The 17,403-nt window shown below is 69.6% G+C and carries 14 protein-coding genes and 4 pseudogenes; 10 read left to right on the top strand and 8 right to left on the bottom strand.

The genetic code is table 11. The features are described 5' to 3' along the window. Positions 1–41 precede the first annotated feature (41 nt). A complete protein-coding gene (locus GFH49_RS30650; RefSeq protein ID WP_155059314.1) occupies positions 42–575 on the top strand; it encodes a TerD family protein in 534 nt (177 codons plus the stop codon). A gap of 29 nt (positions 576–604) precedes the next feature. Here the strand turns inward: GFH49_RS30650 and GFH49_RS41765 are convergent. Then, positions 605–889 (bottom strand): annotated as a pseudogene (locus tag GFH49_RS41765) (hypothetical protein); the annotation flags it as partial. A 382-nt stretch (positions 890–1,271) separates the two neighbouring features. Continuing rightward, positions 1,272–2,189 (bottom strand): alpha/beta hydrolase, encoded by a 918-nt coding sequence (locus GFH49_RS30655; RefSeq protein ID WP_155059315.1) that lies wholly within the window; start codon positions 2,187–2,189, stop codon positions 1,272–1,274. 247 nt (positions 2,190–2,436) lie between these two features. On the opposite strand from GFH49_RS30655, the gene GFH49_RS30660 reads away from it, so the two are divergent. The 3 genes from GFH49_RS30660 to GFH49_RS30670 all read left to right on the top strand — a co-directional run bounded on the left by GFH49_RS30660 (position 2,437) and on the right by GFH49_RS30670 (position 4,979). Beyond that, positions 2,437–3,306 carry a helix-turn-helix domain-containing protein gene (locus tag GFH49_RS30660; protein ID WP_155059316.1) on the top strand — a complete coding sequence of 290 codons (870 nt, stop codon included), beginning with the start codon at positions 2,437–2,439 and terminating at the stop codon, positions 3,304–3,306. Positions 3,307–3,853: 547 nt separating this feature from the next. Then, positions 3,854–4,258 (top strand): PaaI family thioesterase, encoded by a 405-nt coding sequence (locus tag GFH49_RS30665; RefSeq protein ID WP_155059317.1) that lies wholly within the window; start codon positions 3,854–3,856, stop codon positions 4,256–4,258. 76 nt (positions 4,259–4,334) lie between these two features. Next, positions 4,335–4,979 carry a TetR/AcrR family transcriptional regulator gene (locus GFH49_RS30670; RefSeq protein ID WP_230396592.1) on the top strand — a complete coding sequence of 215 codons (645 nt, stop codon included), beginning with the start codon at positions 4,335–4,337 and terminating at the stop codon, positions 4,977–4,979. A gap of 1 nt (position 4,980) precedes the next feature. Here the strand turns inward: GFH49_RS30670 and GFH49_RS41650 are convergent. The 4 genes and pseudogenes from GFH49_RS41650 to GFH49_RS30690 form a co-directional block, all read right to left on the bottom strand. After that, positions 4,981–5,854, bottom strand: a pseudogene (locus GFH49_RS41650) (SDR family NAD(P)-dependent oxidoreductase). A gap of 346 nt (positions 5,855–6,200) precedes the next feature. After that, complete coding sequence (locus GFH49_RS30680) at positions 6,201–7,829, bottom strand: multicopper oxidase family protein (protein WP_155059319.1); 1,629 nt, start codon at positions 7,827–7,829, stop codon at positions 6,201–6,203. Positions 7,830–8,489: 660 nt separating this feature from the next. Next, entirely contained in the window at positions 8,490–8,819 is a 330-nt protein-coding gene (locus GFH49_RS30685) for a metal-sensitive transcriptional regulator (RefSeq protein WP_155059320.1), read from the bottom strand. Continuing rightward, on the bottom strand, positions 8,816–11,608 hold the full coding sequence (locus GFH49_RS30690) for a heavy metal translocating P-type ATPase (protein WP_155059321.1): 2,793 nt from the start codon (positions 11,606–11,608) through the stop codon (positions 8,816–8,818). Before GFH49_RS30690 ends, GFH49_RS30685 begins: the two co-directional genes overlap by 4 nt. A gap of 204 nt (positions 11,609–11,812) precedes the next feature. On the opposite strand from GFH49_RS30690, the gene GFH49_RS30695 reads away from it, so the two are divergent. From GFH49_RS30695 to GFH49_RS30705, 3 genes are read left to right on the top strand one after another with little or no spacing between them, the layout of a single operon-like run. Next, on the top strand, positions 11,813–12,076 hold the full coding sequence (locus GFH49_RS30695) for an SHOCT domain-containing protein (protein WP_155059322.1): 264 nt from the start codon (positions 11,813–11,815) through the stop codon (positions 12,074–12,076). 53 nt (positions 12,077–12,129) lie between these two features. Then, complete coding sequence (locus GFH49_RS30700) at positions 12,130–12,384, top strand: DUF2933 domain-containing protein (protein ID WP_155059323.1); 255 nt, start codon at positions 12,130–12,132, stop codon at positions 12,382–12,384. Between the two features lie 31 nt (positions 12,385–12,415). Further along, positions 12,416–12,697: a hypothetical protein gene (locus GFH49_RS30705; protein WP_155059324.1), complete on the top strand. Its 282-nt coding sequence runs from the start codon at positions 12,416–12,418 to the stop codon at positions 12,695–12,697. Between the two features lie 640 nt (positions 12,698–13,337). Here GFH49_RS30705 and GFH49_RS30710 read toward each other — a convergent pair. Continuing rightward, positions 13,338–13,622: a hypothetical protein gene (locus tag GFH49_RS30710; protein WP_155059325.1), complete on the bottom strand. Its 285-nt coding sequence runs from the start codon at positions 13,620–13,622 to the stop codon at positions 13,338–13,340. An 88-nt stretch (positions 13,623–13,710) separates the two neighbouring features. On the opposite strand from GFH49_RS30710, the gene GFH49_RS30715 reads away from it, so the two are divergent. The 3 genes and pseudogenes from GFH49_RS30715 to GFH49_RS40605 all read left to right on the top strand — a co-directional run. Further along, complete coding sequence (locus GFH49_RS30715) at positions 13,711–14,583, top strand: universal stress protein (RefSeq protein WP_155059326.1); 873 nt, start codon at positions 13,711–13,713, stop codon at positions 14,581–14,583. Positions 14,584–14,799: 216 nt separating this feature from the next. Next, positions 14,800–15,372: pseudogene (locus GFH49_RS40600) on the top strand (cation-transporting P-type ATPase); the annotation flags it as partial. Between the two features lie 72 nt (positions 15,373–15,444). Next, a pseudogene (locus GFH49_RS40605) lies at positions 15,445–15,864 on the top strand (pyridoxamine 5'-phosphate oxidase family protein); the annotation flags it as partial. Positions 15,865–15,891: 27 nt separating this feature from the next. On the opposite strand, the gene tnpC reads toward GFH49_RS40605, so the two are convergent. Continuing rightward, complete coding sequence (gene tnpC / locus GFH49_RS30725) at positions 15,892–17,322, bottom strand: IS66 family transposase (protein WP_155054304.1); 1,431 nt, start codon at positions 17,320–17,322, stop codon at positions 15,892–15,894. Between the last annotated feature and the right edge of the window lie 81 nt (positions 17,323–17,403).

The raw sequence follows: 17,403 nt of genomic DNA on the forward strand, positions 1-17,403 counted from the left end.
GCGGGGGATGATCCCGTGTGGCCTGATTCGGGAGCGGAAGCGTGAGCAGCGTCAGCAAGAGGTTGGGAAAAGTCGAGATGAAGCTCCGGTGGGATCCGAGCCCCTTGGGTGAGCCGCCCCGTCATCTCGACATCATCGCGGCGACCTACTCCGCGGACGACCCCTACGGTCGGCCGGTGTACGTCGTCCACTACGACAGCCGCTCGCCGGACGGCACCATCAATATGAGTCGGCACAGCCAGACCGGCCAGGGCTTCGGCTTTGTCGAGGTGATGGTCCTGGAGTTCGACCGGTTGTCGTCCGTCTACGGGCGGGTGGTGGTGGGGGTGGCCATCCATCAAGACCACGGCCCGCGAACCTTCGGCGAGCTATCGAACGCGGGGGTGGTGGCCGTCGAGGGCTATACGGAGCTGCTGGCGGACGACTTCGGTGGAGTCGCCGACTCCACCGCCACGACGGTCGCGGAGTTCGTCAGGGGCGGCTCCGGAGGATGGGAGTTTCGCGAGATGATCCAGGGGTTCGACGGCGACCCTGTGGCTTTCATGGCGCAGATGGGCAGCCTCCCACAGCCCTGACGACGCCGCGCGCCGGGCGCGATCGGCAGCACCGAGGAGGTGAACTCCAGGTCGCATGCGGCCGTCGCGGCCAGCGCGTCCCCCGGCTCCAGCAGCCTCGACAGAGACACGACCAGACGCTTGACCGCGTCACGGTCGAGCTGGTCCTCGCGCCCGAAGGTGAACGGCACCTTCGGCACCGCCCGCCCCTTGGCCGGGTCCCACTCGTTGTGGGCCAGATGCAGGTACCGGACTGTGCCGGACTTGTTCTCCCGCTTCGTCGTCTTCACGTACGCGACTCCAGACCCTACGAGCCGCGCCCGGGGCCAGCGCAGGTAAATCCAGAAAATCGCCTCCAGCTGTGCCAGCAACCGGGACGCGGTCTGCTTGGGTATCCCGTCGCGCGCGTGATCTCGGCGCAGCGCACAGGGGCATCGGATGCCTCCAGAGCGCCGAGTGTCGCAACAGCCCCGTCGAGGACCCCGCGTCCGAGCGACCGCCACTTCGCCGCCCTTCCCGTGCACCCCTGTCAGGCAGGTGGCCCAGGCTCCGTGCCGGACCAGGGGCCCCAGGACGAGCGGAGCCGAACCGCCGGCAACTTGAAGGCGGCAGCCCCGGCGCGGTCTTCCCATGAACTTCACCGTGGACAGCAACTCGCCGGTGCGCGGTGACGGGCGGTGAGGTCCATCGAGCACATGGGTCCGGAGTGGCGGGTGGTCACCCCGCCAGGTGCTTGCCGAAGAACTCGGCGAGCTTGGCGACGGCGGGGGTGACGTGTTCGTCCTTGTCGTACAGGTCGATGTGGGTGGCACCGTCGATGACGACCAGTTCCTTGGGCTCGGCCGCCTGCGCGATCGCTTCCCGGCTGAAGTAGGCGCTCTCCGCCTCCGAACCGGCGATCATCAGCAGGGGGCGGGGCGAGATCAGCTCGATCATCGCGTACGAGTCGTACTGGGCGAGCTGGTCGACGCTGCGCAGCACCCATCCCTGGACCGTACGAGGGTGGTGACCGCGCGGGGTGCAGTAGAACTCGAACGTCTCGCGGAACTGCCGGGTAGCGGTCTCCAGCAGCTCCTCGGCGTTGTCGGGAATCCATGCCACCAGCTCCGGAGCCGCGCCGCGTGCCTCGGCGGTGCGCGCCGCACCGGCCCGGTCGAGCAGGGCCTTGAGGATCGCCGGGTCCTGGGTGCGGCCCAGTCCTTCACGGATCACCGAGCCCATGTCCACGGCGCTGACCGTGGCCACGCCTTTGATGCGGTGGTCGGTCTGTGCGGCGTAGGGGACGTAACCGCCGGAGGCGCAGATGCCCAGGGCTCCGATACGGTCCGGGTCGATGTCGTCCCGTGTGGTCAGGTAGGTCACGGCGGACTTGATGTCCTCGGCGCGCTGGAAGGGGTTCTCCATGCCGCGCGGCTCGCCCTCGCTCTCGCCCTGGTAGGCGGCGTCGAAGACGAGCGCAGCGAATCCAGCGCGGGCCAGGCGCTCGGCGTAAATGCTCGGGCTCTGCTCCTTCACGCCGCCTCCCGGGTGGGAGATGACAATCACCGGCAGCCGACCGTCGATGTGGTCGTCGGGGGTGAAGAGAGTCCCGGCGAGGGCGAGATCGTTGCTGGGGAAGGTGACGCTGGTCTTCACGGTCTGTGTCTCCTGGTGCAGGTGGGGAAGTGCTGTGACCGCCACGGCGCGGATTCCACTGCCAGGACCTCCGCCAGGACCTCCGGCGGGGCCGTCGTCTTCAGGGCGGTCCGTCCGCCGGCCACGTCATCGACACTCGCACGCGGAAAGCGGGCGGATAAGAGGCTTCTTTTGTCCCCGGACACCGCGGTCCTGGGACAGGGCAGGCCCACTGTCACAGGACCGGCGGGCTGTAACACTTGTACCTATGAGCAGCAGCAACACCCGCGACAGCGAACTGGGCGCCTTCCTGAAGGCTCGGCGCACAGAGCTGAGCCCGGCCGAAGTGGGGCTGCCTGACTCGGCCGGCAGGCGCAGGGTCAAGGGCCTGCGCCGCGAGGAGGTGGCCTTGCTGGCGTCGATCAGCCCCGACTACTACACGCGCCTGGAGCAGGGCCGCCGCCAGGCATCCGAATCAGTGCTGGACACCCTCGCGCGTGTCCTCCGGCTTGATGACAGTGAGCGTGCCTACATGTTCGAACTGTCCGGTCGAGACGCCGCCCGGCCGCGTCGGCGCACCACGCAGAAGGTCCAGCCGCAGCTGCAGCGCCTCCTGGAGGACCTCTCCACCACGCCGGCCGTCGTCCTGGGCCGCCGCACGGACATCCTCGCCTGGAACGCCATGGCGGCCGCCCTGTTCACCGACTTCGCGCGGATCCCGGAGAAGAAACGCAACTTCGTACGGCTGGTCTTCTGCGAACCGGCCATCAGAGCGCTGTACCCGGACTGGGAGTGGGTAGCGCAGATGACCCTGGCGCAGCTGCGCATGGAGGCCGCCCGCGATCCGAAAGATCCGCGACTGGCCGAACTGGTGGGCGAGTTGTCGCTTCAGGACCCCGACTTCCGGCGCTGGTGGGGCGCCCATCGCGTCGCCACCCAGGGATCGGGCACGAAAACGCTGAACCATCCCGTTGTCGGCCCGCTCACCCTCGACTGGTCCTTCCTCACCTCCACCGACGACCCCGACCAGCAGCTCATCACCCTGACCGCCGAGCCCGGCACACCCAGCCACGACCGTCTGCGCATCCTCGCCTCATGGGCCGCGCAAGCCGCCGACCACCCGATTGCGGACCGTTAGACGCTCGCCTGGTTCCGGGGCCAGCAGGCTGTTCAGCGGACCCCGACACCACCGACGCCGCCCTCGTCTCCTACCTGCGCCGCGCCACCGGCCGCTTCCCCCGGGACAGCCGCCTGGCCACGCTGGCCCGCGAACACAAACTCCAGCTCACCACCGTCGTCGGCCCACCGGCCGGCACGCGCAACTGATCCGCCCCGCGCGTCGGCCGACCGGCGGCTCACGGTTTTTCGTGACGCACCAGACCGTTGGACACGCGCCGGCGGGTGATCAGGACTGTCCGCCGCCCTGCCCACTCTCTTGATCCGCCGTCAGAGGCTCAGGGTTCGGCCATCGTCGAGACCCTCCGCGTCTCAGACTTCGGCTTCCCTGCGGTGAGCTGCCCCCGGTCTCGTCAAGCGTTGGCTGTCCTGGGCCCCGCCGGCCGAGACACCGACGAGGAGGGACAGCCCGTTCGCGTCCGACAGGACGCGGGTGGCGTCGATCACTCCGTTGACGGCCTGAGTTGACGCCGATAAGTTATCGCCACTAACCAGGATGGGAGTGTCCCGTGGTCACACTTGAAGCCGAAGACGTCTACGCGCTCGCGCCGTATGCCAAGACGCTCGGAGTCGAGTTCAAGGAGATTACGGAAGCCGGCGTTCAAGCCAGACTGGCGCACGATCACTCCCTTTCCACGGTGGGCGGCGGACTCCACGGAGGGGCATTGATGGGGCTCGCCGATGTGTGCGCTGCCGTTTGCGCCGCCCTCAACGGTCCAGCCGGCGCCGCACCGGCCACCGTGGAGTCGAGCACGCATTTTCTTCGGCCCGCACGCACGAGCGTCGTTGCGACAGCTCGTCCCTTGCGTCTGGGGCGCAACACTGTCATCGAGGTCGATATTCATGATGACGAAGGTGAACTGTGCGCCCGGGTAACCCAAGTGGTCACCACCGTCAAACCCAAGGCATCTTGATGTCTGGTCACGCACCGTCACAACATCGCACTCTCGTCACCTGCGTATGGTCGCCCTCTCACCAAGGCTCGTATCTGTGACTGGTTCCCGAGTTCGCGCCGCCAAGGGCCAGGGCGGTCTGCTCCGCAACCAACTTCTCGACATCGCCGATCAGCTGCTGGAAGACGGAGGCTCCGACGCTCTTACGATTCGTGCAGTAGCAACAAGTGCGGGAGTCAGCCCGCCGGCCGTCTACCTCCACTTCGCCTCGAAGCGGGAACTCGTCCATGCGACGTGCCTGCGCGTGTGGAGCTCACTGTTCATCGAGTTGGAAGCAGTGTCCCGGAAAGTCCCGGATCCTGTGACGGCGCTCTACGAAACCTGCGTCGCCTACATCGCATTTGGACTTCGTCATCCTTCCCAGTACCGACTCGTGATGGCCGGCGAGGCCACCGAAGCCAGCCGTCAGAACGAAGATGAATGCTTCCGCTATTTCCGGGACAAGGTCACAGCTTGTGCGGATGCCGGGGTACCTGTGACGAGTAGAACCGAAACCGCCAGAGTGTTGTGCGCCAGCGTGCACGGGGCGGTTTCTCTCCTGATCCACCAAGAGCGTGATGTATGGCCTCCAGACAGTGATCGCTACGTCAGACGGGCGGCGTCCTCAGCCGTCCACGGCGCACTTCTCACTGCATCCCACGCGGTCAGACCCTCGATGGCCAACGTAACGCAGTCGGGCTGAACTACGGCTGCCAAGCCGCGCCGCGGGGACCACCGGCCGGTGAGAGAGGCTCCTGGCCCCGGTGGGATCCGCAGAACATGAGGTCGACCCGGGTGAGGAACTCGCGACGGATGCGGTCGGCGACGTTCGAGACCTCTTCGGAGCCGTCGTCGGCGGGGTCGATGTGGACCGGTACGGGCGCTGGCCGGCGGGGAGCGTGACGATGCGGGCGATCTCATCGGAGACCATGGATGCGTCCGCGTTCTCGGGGGCCAGGGCGGCCGGCTTCTTCGCGACCTGCTCCCTGAGGCCGGGATACTTCGTCCTTGCCGGCAGTTCGCGGGCCAGGACCAGCGTCATGGCCTCGATGGCGCCCTTGCTGGCCGCGTAGGCGCCGTAGGTGGGGAACTGCGGGCGGGTGACCGAGGTCGAGAAGTTGATGACCGCACCCGCCGGGCCGCACCCGCCGGGCCGCACTCGCCGGGCCGCACTCGCCGGGCCGCACTCGCCGGGCCGCCTGCTGGGAGACCACGAAGGTGCCGCGGATGTTGGTGCGGTGCATCCGGTCCAGGTCGTTCAGGTCCAGCGTGGCGGTCGGGGACAGGAGCATGACGCCCGCCGTGTTGACGACGACGTCGATGCCGCCGAACTCCCACTCCACGGCGTCGAATGCCTACGCCATGGCGTGCTCGTCGGCGATGTCGCCGCCGACCGCGATCGCCCGGTCGCCCGCCGCGGTGACCGCGGCGACCGTTTCCTCGGCGCGGGCCTTGTTGCCGGCCGTAGTGGACGCCGACGGCGATGCCGTCCTTGGCGAGGCGTTCGACGACCGCGCGGCCGATGCCGCCGGAACCGCCGGTGACCAGGGCGATGCGGGTGGTGGAGTGGTCGGTCATGGTGATCCGACCTTCGGTGTGATGCCCAGCCGTCCGTGTGGGCCGGGCCGAGACTGTGGATGAGCTGAGGGTGAGGGGCGTTCGCTGTCGAGGGCAGCCGTGACGGGGCGACCCGCTTGGCGGGATCGCGGTCGGCGGGCAGGGATGGCCGCGACTCTTCCCCTCGGCCTTTGCCGGGCTGGCCCGACCCGGGCACGTGCGGTCCCGGGCCATGCTCAGTGGTGGGCGCGCTCGTCGTCGTGTCCTGCGGCCGGTGATCCACTTGCCACCCCTGTGCCGGCCTCCAGCCAACTCGCCGCCAGCGGGCAGCCCGGGGACGGACCCGGGCTGCCCGCGGCACATCGGATCAGCCTCGGTAGCCGACCAGGGCCATCATTCCGGCTTCGCCGTGGTAGGCGTTGTGGCAGTGCAGCATCCATTGCCCCGGGTTGTCCGCGTCGAAGAACACCGACAGGGTCTTTTTCGGCAGGACGATCGCGGTGTCCTTGCGGGGGCCGTCACTGCCGAGCTGGTAGGTGTGGCCGTGCAGGTGCATCGGGTGCCACATGGTGGTGGTGTTGACGAAGTCCAGCCGTACCCGCTGGCCTTGCTCGACCGTGATCGGGTTCGCGGTCGGGTTGTTCATGTCGAACCGCTTGCCGTTGATGGCCCAGTTGTAGGTCGTCATGCCGCCGGTCAGCTCGATGCGGTGGACCCGGTCTGCCCTCTTCGGCGTCAGCCGGACGTCGTCCACCGCGCGCAGCTGCGAAGCGGTCATGATCTTCCCGTCCAGCTCCTTCGGGCGCGTCGTCGCTTTCGGTAGGCCGCCCGAGCCGGTGCGGACCAAGGCCATGCCGGTGGCGTTCTTGCCCTCCGCCAACGCGACGAGGGGGAAGACGCCATCGCCCAAGGTGACGAGGGCGTCGTAGCGTTCGCCCATCCCGATCAGCACCGCGTCGACCTGCTGGTGCCCGATCGGGAAACCGTCGGTGTGGGTGAGGGTGAGCTGGTGGCCGCCGAGGGCGACGCGGTACGCGGTGTCGCCGCCGGCGTTGATCAGGCGCAGCCGGACCCGCTTGCCGGGCTTGGTGCGGAAGACGTCCGGGTCGGCCGGTACACGGCCGTTGATCAGGTGGTGGGGGTACTTCACGTCGCCGGCGTCGCCCCCGAGCAGCGGGCTCTGAGCGCCCATCAGCATGAACCTCGTGGACATGCCCGAGCCGGAGGACGGGGAGGGTGAGCTGCTCGTCGCGCTCGTGCCGCTGCCCATGTCCATGCCGTCCATGTCTCCCATGTCGTGGCCCTCGTGGCCGGAGGAGCTGGACGGGCTGCCGGAGTCGTCGCCCATGTGCATCCCGCCCATGCCCTGCTTCAGCTCGGCGAAGGCGTCGTCCGGGGTGCCGGTGACACCGTCGAGCCAGTCGTCGAGGACGATCACCCACTCCTCGTCGTACGACAGGGGTTCCCTCGGGTCCTCCACGATCAGCGGCGCGTACAGGCCCCGGTCGAGCTGGACGCCGACGTGCGGGTGGAAGAAGTAGGTGCCGGGGGCGTCGGCGGTGAACCGGTAGGTGAAGTTGCGTCCTGCCCGGACGGCACTCTGGGTGGCCGGCGGTACGCCGTCCATGTCGTTGCGCAGGGCGATGCCGTGCCAGTGGATGGAGGTGGTGGTGCGGTTGGGCAGCTGGTTGGACAGCGTGGCGGCGAGTGTGTCACCGGCCGAGAGGCGCAGTTCCTTGCCGGGGGTCTGGCTGCTGAAGGCCCAGGTCCTGGCCGTGATCCCGCAGCCCAGGTCGACCTTTGCCTGGGCTGCGGTCAGGGTCAGTTCGTGTGTCCTGCCGCTTTTGGTGCGCTTCTTGTCGGCGGCGGCGACGGCCGACCCGGAGGGGCTGAGCAGGGCGGGCGTGCTGCCGGAGCCGCTGCAGGCGGCCAGCGCGCCCGCGCCCGCGACGCCGAGCCCGGCCAGCAAGACGGAGCGGCGGTTCATGCTGTTCACAGGGGGTGTCCTTGTCTCGATATCGCTGTTGTTCGGTCGCGTGGGGGCAACGGCCGAGCGCATGCGTGAACGCGCGCGGCCGATGCGCGGCCTACAGCAGCAATCGAGAGAGGACCGAAAGATCGGGTGGGGCCCTGCCGGTCGTCCCCGGGACGTCTCGGCCGGCGGCTGCCCTGGGAGGGACGGCCGGAGCGAAGCCGGTGGAGGGCTGGTGGGGAGGCGCGAGCTTCATGCTGTCGACGCCAGCGGCGGAGCAGTGCTGCATCGCTGTGCCGGAGCACGTCCCGTCGTCGTGGCCCGCGGCCGGGGCTGTGATGCCGGACGGCATGGAGTGCCCGCTCGCATGGACGGGCATCGCTGGTGTGGTCTTGTGATGCATGCCCGCCGTGCTGCTCGTGCCGGAAGCCCGGGCGGGCGGCACGTGGGTGACGGCGGTGGCTGTTTCGTGGTGGACCAGAACGGCAAGCGCCGCCATCAGCGCGATGACGGCAGCGCGTGTCCACCGGAGCAGTGCACCCTGAGCGGCGCGTCCTCGGTGAGCGGCTGTCGCCATGGCTTCCATCCGTGCTGTGCTGAAGCGGCCCGTCCCGCGTCAATATACCCCTTGGGGGTAAATAGGCGACTGGGGTGACGAGGTGCGAACACCCATGATGACGCTGGCTACAGACGTAGTGCGCGGCGCAAGGTGTCGTTGAGTTCTGCGAACTCCTCCTCGGCGTGGGCGGGGTCGGTGCGGGCGGCGTCGGTGACGCAGCCGCGCACGTGGTCGTCGAGCAGGCCGACGGCGACCTCCTGAAGGGCGCGGCCGGCGGCGCTGATCTGGGTGAGGACGTCGATGCAGTAGCGGTCGTCGGTGACCATGCGGGAGATGCCGCGTATCTGGCCTTCGATCTTGTTCAGGCGGGCCAGGTGGTCGGCCTTGTGGCTGGTGTAACCGGGTGCCTCGGTGTGCCGTTCGCGCGTATGGCGGGTGGCCGGAGTGGTGGTCATCGGGGTTCGCCCCCCTCGTGCGTTCCGCCGGGCGTGGGGGCGGTGTAGCGGTCCGGCTCTGCGTCGAACGCGGCGGCGCAGTGGGTGGAGCAGAAGTAGTAGGTGCCGTGCTCGGTTTGCCGGTGTTCGGCGGCGGTCGCCTTGTCCACCTGCATGCCGCACACGGGGTCCGTGACCATGCCGTCGCCATCGCTCTTGGGGACAGGGTGATGGCCAGGGTCCGCCAGGGGAGCCGTGCTCTCGGCCGGGGCGCGGTCGGCGGCGGACTCGACCCGGGGCTGGACGCTCGCGGGATGGGCTTCGGGCAGCGGCTGGGTGTGCCAGCGGCGCAGCCGGGAGGCGTTGGTGACGACCGACAGCGAGCTGAGCGCCATGGCCGCGGCGGCGATGATCGGGCTGAGGCGCAGGCCCCACAGCGGGTACAGGGCGCCCGCGGCGAGGGGGACGCCGACTGCGTTGTAGACCAGGGCGAAGAACAGGTTCTGCCGGATGTTGCGCATGGTGGCCCGCGACAGCCGGATCGCCGTGACGACTCCGCTCAGCGAGCCGGAGATCAGGGTGATGTCGGCGGCTTCGATGGCCACGTCGGTGCCGGTGCCGATCGCGAGGCCGACATCGGCGGCGGCCAGGGCGGGGGCGTCGTTGATGCCGTCGCCGACCATGCCGACGGTGCGGCCCTCGCCCTGGAGACGGCGGATCTCGTCGGCCTTGTGCTCGGGCAGCACCTCGGCCAGCACCCGGTCCACGCCCACCTGGGCGGCGATCGCCCCGGCCGTGCGGGCGTTGTCTCCGGTGATGATGACGACGTCGATGCCGAGGCGCTGGAGGGCGGCGACGGCGGAGACGGAGTCGTCCTTGACGGTGTCGGCGACGGCCAGCACACCCGCGGGACGTCCGTCGACCGCTGCGAGTACGGGGGTCTTGCCCTCGGTCGACAGGCCGGCCGCGACGGGGGTCAGGGCGGTGGTGTCGATGCCGACGTCGCCGAGGAGCCGGGCGGTGCCGACCAGGACGGCGTGTCCGTCGACGGTGGCCTGGACGCCCTTGCCGGTGACCGAGTCGAAGCCGGTCGCCGCGGGCGGGCTGATGCCGCGGTCGCGGACGCCGGTGATGATGGCTTGCGCGAGCGGGTGCTCGCTGTCGGCCTCGGCCCCCGCGACCAGCCGCAGCAGCAGCGTCTCGTCGAATCCGTCGGCGGGGTGGACGTCGGTCAGGATCGGCTTGCCCTCCGTGACGGTGCCGGTCTTGTCCAGGACCACCGTGTCCAGCTTGTGCGCGGTTTCCAGGGCTTCGGCGGAGCGGATGAGGATTCCCGCCTGGGCTCCCTTGCCCGTGCCGACCATCACCGACAGCGGCGTGGCCAGGCCCAGCGCGCACGGGCAGGCGATGATGAGCACCGCCACCGCGGAGACCAGCGCCAGGGTCAGTGCCGGCGACGGCCCGAGGGTGAACCAGAGCGCGAAGGTGCCGATCGCGATGGCGATCACCGCGGGCACGAAGTACGCCGACACGGCGTCGGCGAGCCGCTGGATGGGGGCCTTGGACGCCTGGGCCTGCTGTACCAGGCGGATGATCTGGGCCAGCATCGTGTCCGCGCCGACCTTGGCCGCCCGTACCCGCAGGGACCCGGTGCCGTTGATGGTCGCGCCGATGACCGTGTCTCCCCTGTGCTTCGTCACCGGCATCGGCTCACCGGTGACCATCGACTCGTCGACCGCGGAGGATCCGGAGAGCACCTCGGCGTCGACCGGGATCTTCTCTCCGGGCCGGATGACGATCTCGTCGCGGACCATGACGTCCTCGATCGGGATCTCGGACTCGGTGCCGTCGCGTACCACGCGGGCGGTGCGGGCCTGCAGTCCCAGCAGGGCGCGGATGGCCTCGCCGGTGCCGGCCTTCGCACGGGCCTCCAGCAGCCGTCCGAGCAGGATCAGGGTCAGGATGACGCCGACGGCCTCGTAGTAGACCTCCCGGACGTCCTCCGGCAGCAGGCCGGGGGCGAGGGTGACCAGCAGGCTGTAGCCGTAAGCGGCCGAAGTGCCCAGTGTGATCAGGGAGTTCATGTCGGCAGCCCGGTGGCGCAGGGTCAGCCAGCCCGTCACATGGATCGGCCACCCGGTGTAGAACATCACCGGCGTGACCAGGGCCAGTTGCAGCCAATGATTGAGCGTCCAGCCCGGAACCCAGTCCGCGCCGAACAACTCGTGCGCCATGACGACGAACAGCACCGGCGCGGTGAGGACGGCACCCAGCAGCACCCGGCCGGTGAGGTCCTTGATCTCCGCCCGCCGCTCGGCGGAGTCCGCGGCCTCCGACTCCGCGGCCGACCGTTCCACACCCGACGACGGCGGCCCGCCGCCCGCAGGAGGGCCTACGGCCGTGACGCCGTCGGGGCCGGCTGCTGCGGCTCCTTCCGAGGGCTCGACCAGCAGCGTGCCGTGGATCATGTTCATACCGCAGGCGAAGCCGAAGGAACCCGGACGCTCAGGGGTCAGCCGCACGGTGGTGCGCGTGTGGGCGGGCAGCCCCGCGCCGACCTTGAGATCGGGGAAGACCACACGGGACGTGCACTCCCCGGCCTCCTGCCGGTCGAAGACCAGTTCCACCGGTGTGCCCTGACGAACCTTGATCAGGTCGGGGCTGTAGCCGCCCCGCACCGTGACCTCCACCCGCTGCACGCCGCCCTCCAGTCGGGCGGCACCGGCGCGGCGCGGTCCGAAGAAGTACCAGCCCAGCGCGCCGACCAGCACGGCCGAGGCCAGGACCACGACGACATCGACGGCATCCATGGGCTTCTCGCCTCCCCTGACGGGTCACTCTCCAGCCTGCGCTCGGGTACCCCTGCCGGGTAGGGGCTGAACGGCCCACTTGTCCTGGCCCCTTCGGCCCCAGACCACCTCGTCAGGCAGAGGGACGATGCAGGTGAAGGCAAGAAGTCGCCCGGGAGCCCGTCCAGCGCCCGGTCGCCGATGAGCCGAAGCAGGTGAGTGGCGATGACGTTCTGGTACGCCCACGACATGAGCGGGTGGGGCTGGTTCGGGATGTCGGTCGGCATGGTCGCGTTCTGGGCGCTGATCATCACAGCTCTCGTGCTGGTTTTCCGTGCCGTCAACCGGCCCCACGAACACACGCACACTCCCGCCGCCCCGACACCGCAGCACATCCTCGGTGAGCGGTTCGCCCGCGGGGAGATCGACGAGGAGGAGTACCGGCGCCGCCTGAGCACGCTGGACTCCGGCCCTCTCACCAAAACCTGAAACCCGGCCGCCCTGGTTGCGGCCTCTGTGCCCTCCGCTGAAGGAGGCTCGTGATGAACGACAAGCGCAACTACGGCATGTACGCGCTCGCCGCAGCGATCGTCGTCGTCGGCGCCCTGATCGTCGGCGCGTCCCTGGAAAGCCTCGTCTGGCTCGCCCTCGTCGCCGCCTGCCCGCTGATGATGTTCTTCATGATGAAGAGCATGCACGGCCAGGACATGCACGGCGGACACGACCAGCACCGCGACGACCGGGACGAGGACCCGCTGCGCAAGCACAACCACCACACCGGGACGGGGCGGCCCTGACCGTCCCGGGCCCGGACCGGGGGTGAGAGCCATGGTGGCTGTGATCGCCGCGTTGGCCGGGACGCTGATCCTGTCGGGCATCATCCACGACATCGCCCGCCTGATCACCCCCGACGAGCCCCGCCCTCCACCGCTGGCCCGCCTGCGCGGACGGCACGCCGCACTGGAGGAAACGGAACGGTGGCTGGTGGGCCTGCGCCTCCACCACCGCATCGACGCGGCCGCATACCAGCGGCGCATGAGCGCCCTCGCCCGCGGACAGCGCCGCAGCGCCACCGGACCGGTCAACGCCGTCGGAGGACGTCATGGCTGACGCGGCCTACGGCCTGTGGTCGCTCGTGGTCCTCAACACCATCCTGCCGGGCGAGCGAGGAATGGGCCGCCGGGGACGCACCCGCTTGATCGGGCATCCGTCTCCTGGCCTCTTCCTTCGCCGCACCTTCGAGGCATCCCCGCACCGGCCGGAGTGGCCACGTGCTACGCGGTTGGCGGCCCGTCCTCTTCGCGGCGCCGCGGTGGCCTCTTCTTCGAGGCGGCTCGGGCCGCGGCCCGGTTCGGTGGCTCGTGCTCCTCGGGTTCCGAGCCCAGGTCGTGTGAAGCCTGCACCTCCACCTACTGGATGCCGAAAAATCTACCCAAAACCTATTGACTCGGGGCATATCTCGTGCAGGCTAGTTACCAGACCACAACACCGGAAGAGCCACGAAGTCGGTGAGGACGTCTAGTCGGCGGAGTGACTTGGACAGGATGTGGTTTAGGCCCCCGGCAAGCCGGCGCGACACCGAGGCAGCAGTGACGACTGAGGCTTCAAGACACGCGCAGAACTACCGGGGACTGTTTTTGTCCTTTTCTTCGGAGCCTTCGCACCAGCCCGACCGCGGTGCGAAGGCTCAGCCACGCCTACGCTCCACGGAACCGAAGCGCGTCGAGCCCGTCCCCTGCAGCCGGACCGGTCACTCTGCACCGATGTCGATGTCGAGCTGGATCTCCACGATGAAGGCCGCGTCCTCGGGTCCGTCACCTTCTTCGTCCTCCCAGACGATCACGCGCACGTGCCCCCGCCCGGTGCCGCGTACCTCCCACTCGGTCACCAGATCGGTGACGACGAGGGCGGCGACGTACTCGGCGTCCTCTTTGGGATCATCGCTGATGATGGTCCCCCGCCACCGCTCAGGATGGCCGAACGTGCACCACGCGCCGCATCGGATCGATCTCCGTCTGGTCGGCCATCCCGCCATGGTCTCCTGACGTGGCGGCGCTTGGCGGCAGGGGGCAGCCTGGAGGGGCGGTGAAGGGGCGGTACCAGAGACCCTTCTGGAGGCGGGCATGACTGGTGCGGACGGGCGTCGGCCGATCGTGGTGGGCGTCGACCCCGATCCTTCGAAGCGGCTGGCGCTGGCCTGGGCCGCCGACGAAGCGGATCGACGTGGCCTGCCGCTGCGGCTCGTCCACGCGCAGGGAGTGCCGACCGGTGGATACCGGTCGGGGGAGGCGCGGCCGTCCTGGGAGGAGTGGAACCGGGCGCTGCACGGCCTGGGCGACCAGGTCCTGAAGGAGGCAGTCGCCTTCGTCGAGTCCCGGCAGCCAGCGGTGGAGGTGTCGACGCTGCTGGCGGAAGGCGAGCCGGCGTGGGTCCTGCGCGAGGAGGCGCGGAGCGCTTCCCTGGTCGTGGTGGGTTCCTGGCACCTGAGCAGACGGCGCGAGATGTTCACCTCCTCCTCGGTGGCGCTCCCGCTCAGTGCCCATGCTCCCTGCCCGGTGGCGGTCGTACCGGAGCCGGAGCACGTCACCCAGGAGCCCGCGTACTTCGTGGTCGGAGTCGACGGCAGTCCGCATTCGGCCGCGGCGGTGGGTGTGGCGTTCGAGGAGGCTGCCCTGCGCGGGGCTCTCTTGCGGGCCCTGTACGTGTGGCATCCGCCGCTGCTCGGAGTGCTGGACGAGGAGGCTGCGGTGCGGGAGTGCCGCCGTGTGCTGTCGGAGACGGTCGCGGGCCGCACCGCGATGTACCCGGATGTGGAGCTGCGTCATGAGGTCGTCCGCGGTCACCCGGTGCAGGTGCTGACGGAAGCATCGGAGCATGCCCTGGGCTTGGTCGTGGGAACCCGGGGGCACGGAGGGTTCACGGGCATGCTGCTGGGCTCGGTGAGCCAGGGAGTGCTGCACCATGCCCGCTGTCCCGTCATCATTGCCCCGGTGTGAGGCGTCGAACGGCCCTGGGCCCGTGCCCCGGACGGCCCTGGTGATGCCGGCGGGCCCGTCACACGATGAGGGAGCGCCGCCGGCCATGGGCGGCGAACTGGCGAGACGTCCGCCGAGTTCCCTGGAGTCCGTGATGGCACCCTTGCCCAAGGCCCTCCGCGCAACCTGGCCGATTCCACCGGCGATGGTGGCCTCGTCGGCATGCGGGATCGGATGATGCGTACCACCGGTACGGACCCGCTGGTACCGGGCAGAGGGCAGGACGAGGCGGTAGGTGCCGCGTCCGGTTCCGGTTCGCGGTCTGCGGTACGGGAACTCGCTGCTGATGAGGTCTTCACCGCGCTGGACACGTCACGGCGCGGCCTGTCGGCGGCGCAGGCCCGGGCTCGGCTGGAGCGGTACGGGTCAAACGAACTGCCCCGTGCGAGGCGCCGCGCCGTGTGGCGGCAGTTGGGGGCGCAGTTCACCGACCTCTTCGCGGTCGTGCTGATCGTCGCGTCGGGGATCGCCTTCCTGGCGTACGGGCTGGAGGACCCGCGTGACATCGGCACCTTCCAGCTCGCGGTGGCGATCCTGGGCGTCGTGGTGCTGAACGCCGCCATCGGCTTCGCCCAGGAGTACTCGGCCGAGCGGACGGCCCAGGCGCTGGCGGCGATGGTGCCCCACACCTGCCGGGTGCTGCGCGGCGGCGAAAGGCTTGAGGTGCCCGCGCGGGAGCTGGTGCCGGGCGATGTGGTGGTGCTGGAGGCCGGGGACGCGGTGTCGGCGGACTGCCGGGTGGTGGAGGCGCACGAGCTGGCGGTGAACAACGCGCCGCTGACCGGGGAGAGCAATGCCGTGGGCCGTACGGCTGATCCGGTGGCCGCCCCCACCGCGGTGACCCTCATCAGCCTGGCCGACGCGCTCGGCACCACCGCCACGGCCCTGCGCGGGGGCGGCGTCGATCTGCCGCCGGGCCAGGGCCACGCGCTGCTGCACCCTCAGCTGCCGGACCTCGGCCCGGAGGAATGCCGCGCCCCGCTGTCCACGCACGGGGCCGAACTCCGTGCCCGCCCCGGCGGTGGGACGGGACGTAGCCTTCGAGGTCGACCACGTGGACGAGGCCATGAGCCGGGGCTGGAGCGTGCTCGTCATCGGCCCCGCCCGGGTCGTTACGGAGCCGATGCTGCGCGGCGGCCGGCCGAACGTGCCCACACCGAGCCGTGGGCGGGCGGCGCACGCGAGATGTGGGTGTCGATCCAGCCCACGCGCATCGTACGCATTCAGAAGGAATGGGCCTGATCGGTGACGGTCGGTGAGAGTGGCTGGTCAGGTGGTCTGTGCGATGGGTGGCATCCAGAGTTTGCCGGTGAAGGCGCGGTGGATGGCCTCGAAGGTGGTCAGGCCGTGCTTGCGGGCGGAGTCGAGGTAGGAGCGCACGGCGAGCCAGGCCGTCGCGCCCGTGTCGGACTGATGGCAGCCGGAGATCTTCAGCTGGGTCTTGACCGGACGCAGGGCCCGTTCGCCGCAGTTGTTGGTGAACGGCACGTGCCGGGGATCGTCGGCGAAGCGCAGGACGTCGTGGGCCTGATCGCGAAGCCGGGTCAGGAGGTTGTGGGCCGGGCTCTGCTTCCGGCCCGGCACTTTGGGATGGAGACTGAGCCCGACCTTGATGCCCTGGTGGAACGCTTCGCAGTGCAGCAGGAGCGCACCGGGGGTGATCTCGGCGGTCTCCTGGTTCCGGACGCGTACGGCCTGGGTGTTCAGTCCGGCCAGGGCCCAGCGGATCTGCTGGTGCCACTTCTGGTCGGGAAAGTCCTCTTCGGCGGCGGTCAGTTCGCGGATCAGGTGGGCTCCGCACAGCTGATGGGTGCAGGAGTCGTAGCCGGCATACAGGGACAGTGAGTCGTGGACCAGGACGCCCCGGTAGTGCGGGAGCACCTTGCCGGCATCTGCTCCGGCGCGCGAGCGCGGGGCGAGGTGGAGCAGGGTGAGGAAGTCGGTGCAGGCCACGTGGAGCCAGCGCCGGGTGGTGCCGATGCGGGTGGTGGTCTCATCCGCGTGGAGCACGTGTCCCATGATCAGCAGGGCACGGATCAGGTTCAGACAGTCCTCGACCAGGCCGGCGGCCTCGGGGAGCAGAGAGGCGACCCAGCCGGTGGAGACCTCGGCCCCGGTCACGTCCCGGATCAGGATCGTGGTCCGCTCGACGGGGATGTGCTGGAAGACCAGCAGGTAGACGGCCAGGGCACGCAGGTTGGGGCCATAGGAGGAGGGCGATCGGGCGACCTGGCCGGGCATCGGCGAGGCGGTCACCGTCCCGCACGCGCACCGGCAGCGATGGGCCCGGTGCTCGGTCACCTTCACCGTGGTCAGCGGGATGTCACGGACCTGACGGCGCTCGAAGCCGATGCTGTCGTCCTCGCCCAGCGCCCGGCCGCACCCGGTGCAGGCCGCTGGAAGGTGGTCCTCGGTGACATCGGGATCAGCGACCATGCACAGCCCAGATCCGTCGGCACCCGGCTGGCGTCCCCGCTTGCGGCCGCTCTTCGGTACCGGCTTCTTCTCCGGCCGACCGAAGGTGTCCGAGGACGGTGGCATCGAGGAGTTCCCCGAGTTCCGGCCAAGCCGCCGCTCCAGCTCTGCCACCCGCGCCGTCAACCGCTCATTCGCCGCGGCCAGCTCCTCGTTCTGTCGCTGGAGCAGCCCGATCACCGTGAGGAGGTCCTCACGCGACGCAGACTCCCACCCCGACGACATGACCACGGATCCTGCCGCACCCACCCGCAACCTGTCACATCGTCAGACAGCGAAGCCGATCACGACCTGCTGAATGCTTAC

The organism is Streptomyces blattellae (assembly GCF_009709555.1).
GTDB lineage: Bacteria > Actinomycetota > Actinomycetes > Streptomycetales > Streptomycetaceae > Streptomyces > Streptomyces blattellae.

Excerpts from the sequence above, each read along its gene's own strand:
- GFH49_RS30690 (WP_155059321.1), bottom strand. The coding sequence starts at position 11,608 with ATGGATGCCGTCGATGTCGTCGTGGTCCTGGCCTCGGCCGTGCTGGTC.
- GFH49_RS30660 (WP_155059316.1), top strand. The coding sequence starts at position 2,437 with ATGAGCAGCAGCAACACCCGCGACAGCGAACTGGGCGCCTTCCTGAAG.
- GFH49_RS30715 (WP_155059326.1), top strand. The coding sequence starts at position 13,711 with ATGACTGGTGCGGACGGGCGTCGGCCGATCGTGGTGGGCGTCGACCCC.
- tnpC (WP_155054304.1), bottom strand. The coding sequence starts at position 17,322 with ATGTCGTCGGGGTGGGAGTCTGCGTCGCGTGAGGACCTCCTCACGGTG.
- GFH49_RS30700 (WP_155059323.1), top strand. The coding sequence starts at position 12,130 with ATGAACGACAAGCGCAACTACGGCATGTACGCGCTCGCCGCAGCGATC.
- GFH49_RS30695 (WP_155059322.1), top strand. The coding sequence starts at position 11,813 with ATGACGTTCTGGTACGCCCACGACATGAGCGGGTGGGGCTGGTTCGGG.
- GFH49_RS30710 (WP_155059325.1), bottom strand. The coding sequence starts at position 13,622 with ATGGCGGGATGGCCGACCAGACGGAGATCGATCCGATGCGGCGCGTGG.
- GFH49_RS30705 (WP_155059324.1), top strand. The coding sequence starts at position 12,416 with ATGGTGGCTGTGATCGCCGCGTTGGCCGGGACGCTGATCCTGTCGGGC.
- GFH49_RS30685 (WP_155059320.1), bottom strand. The coding sequence starts at position 8,819 with ATGACCACCACTCCGGCCACCCGCCATACGCGCGAACGGCACACCGAG.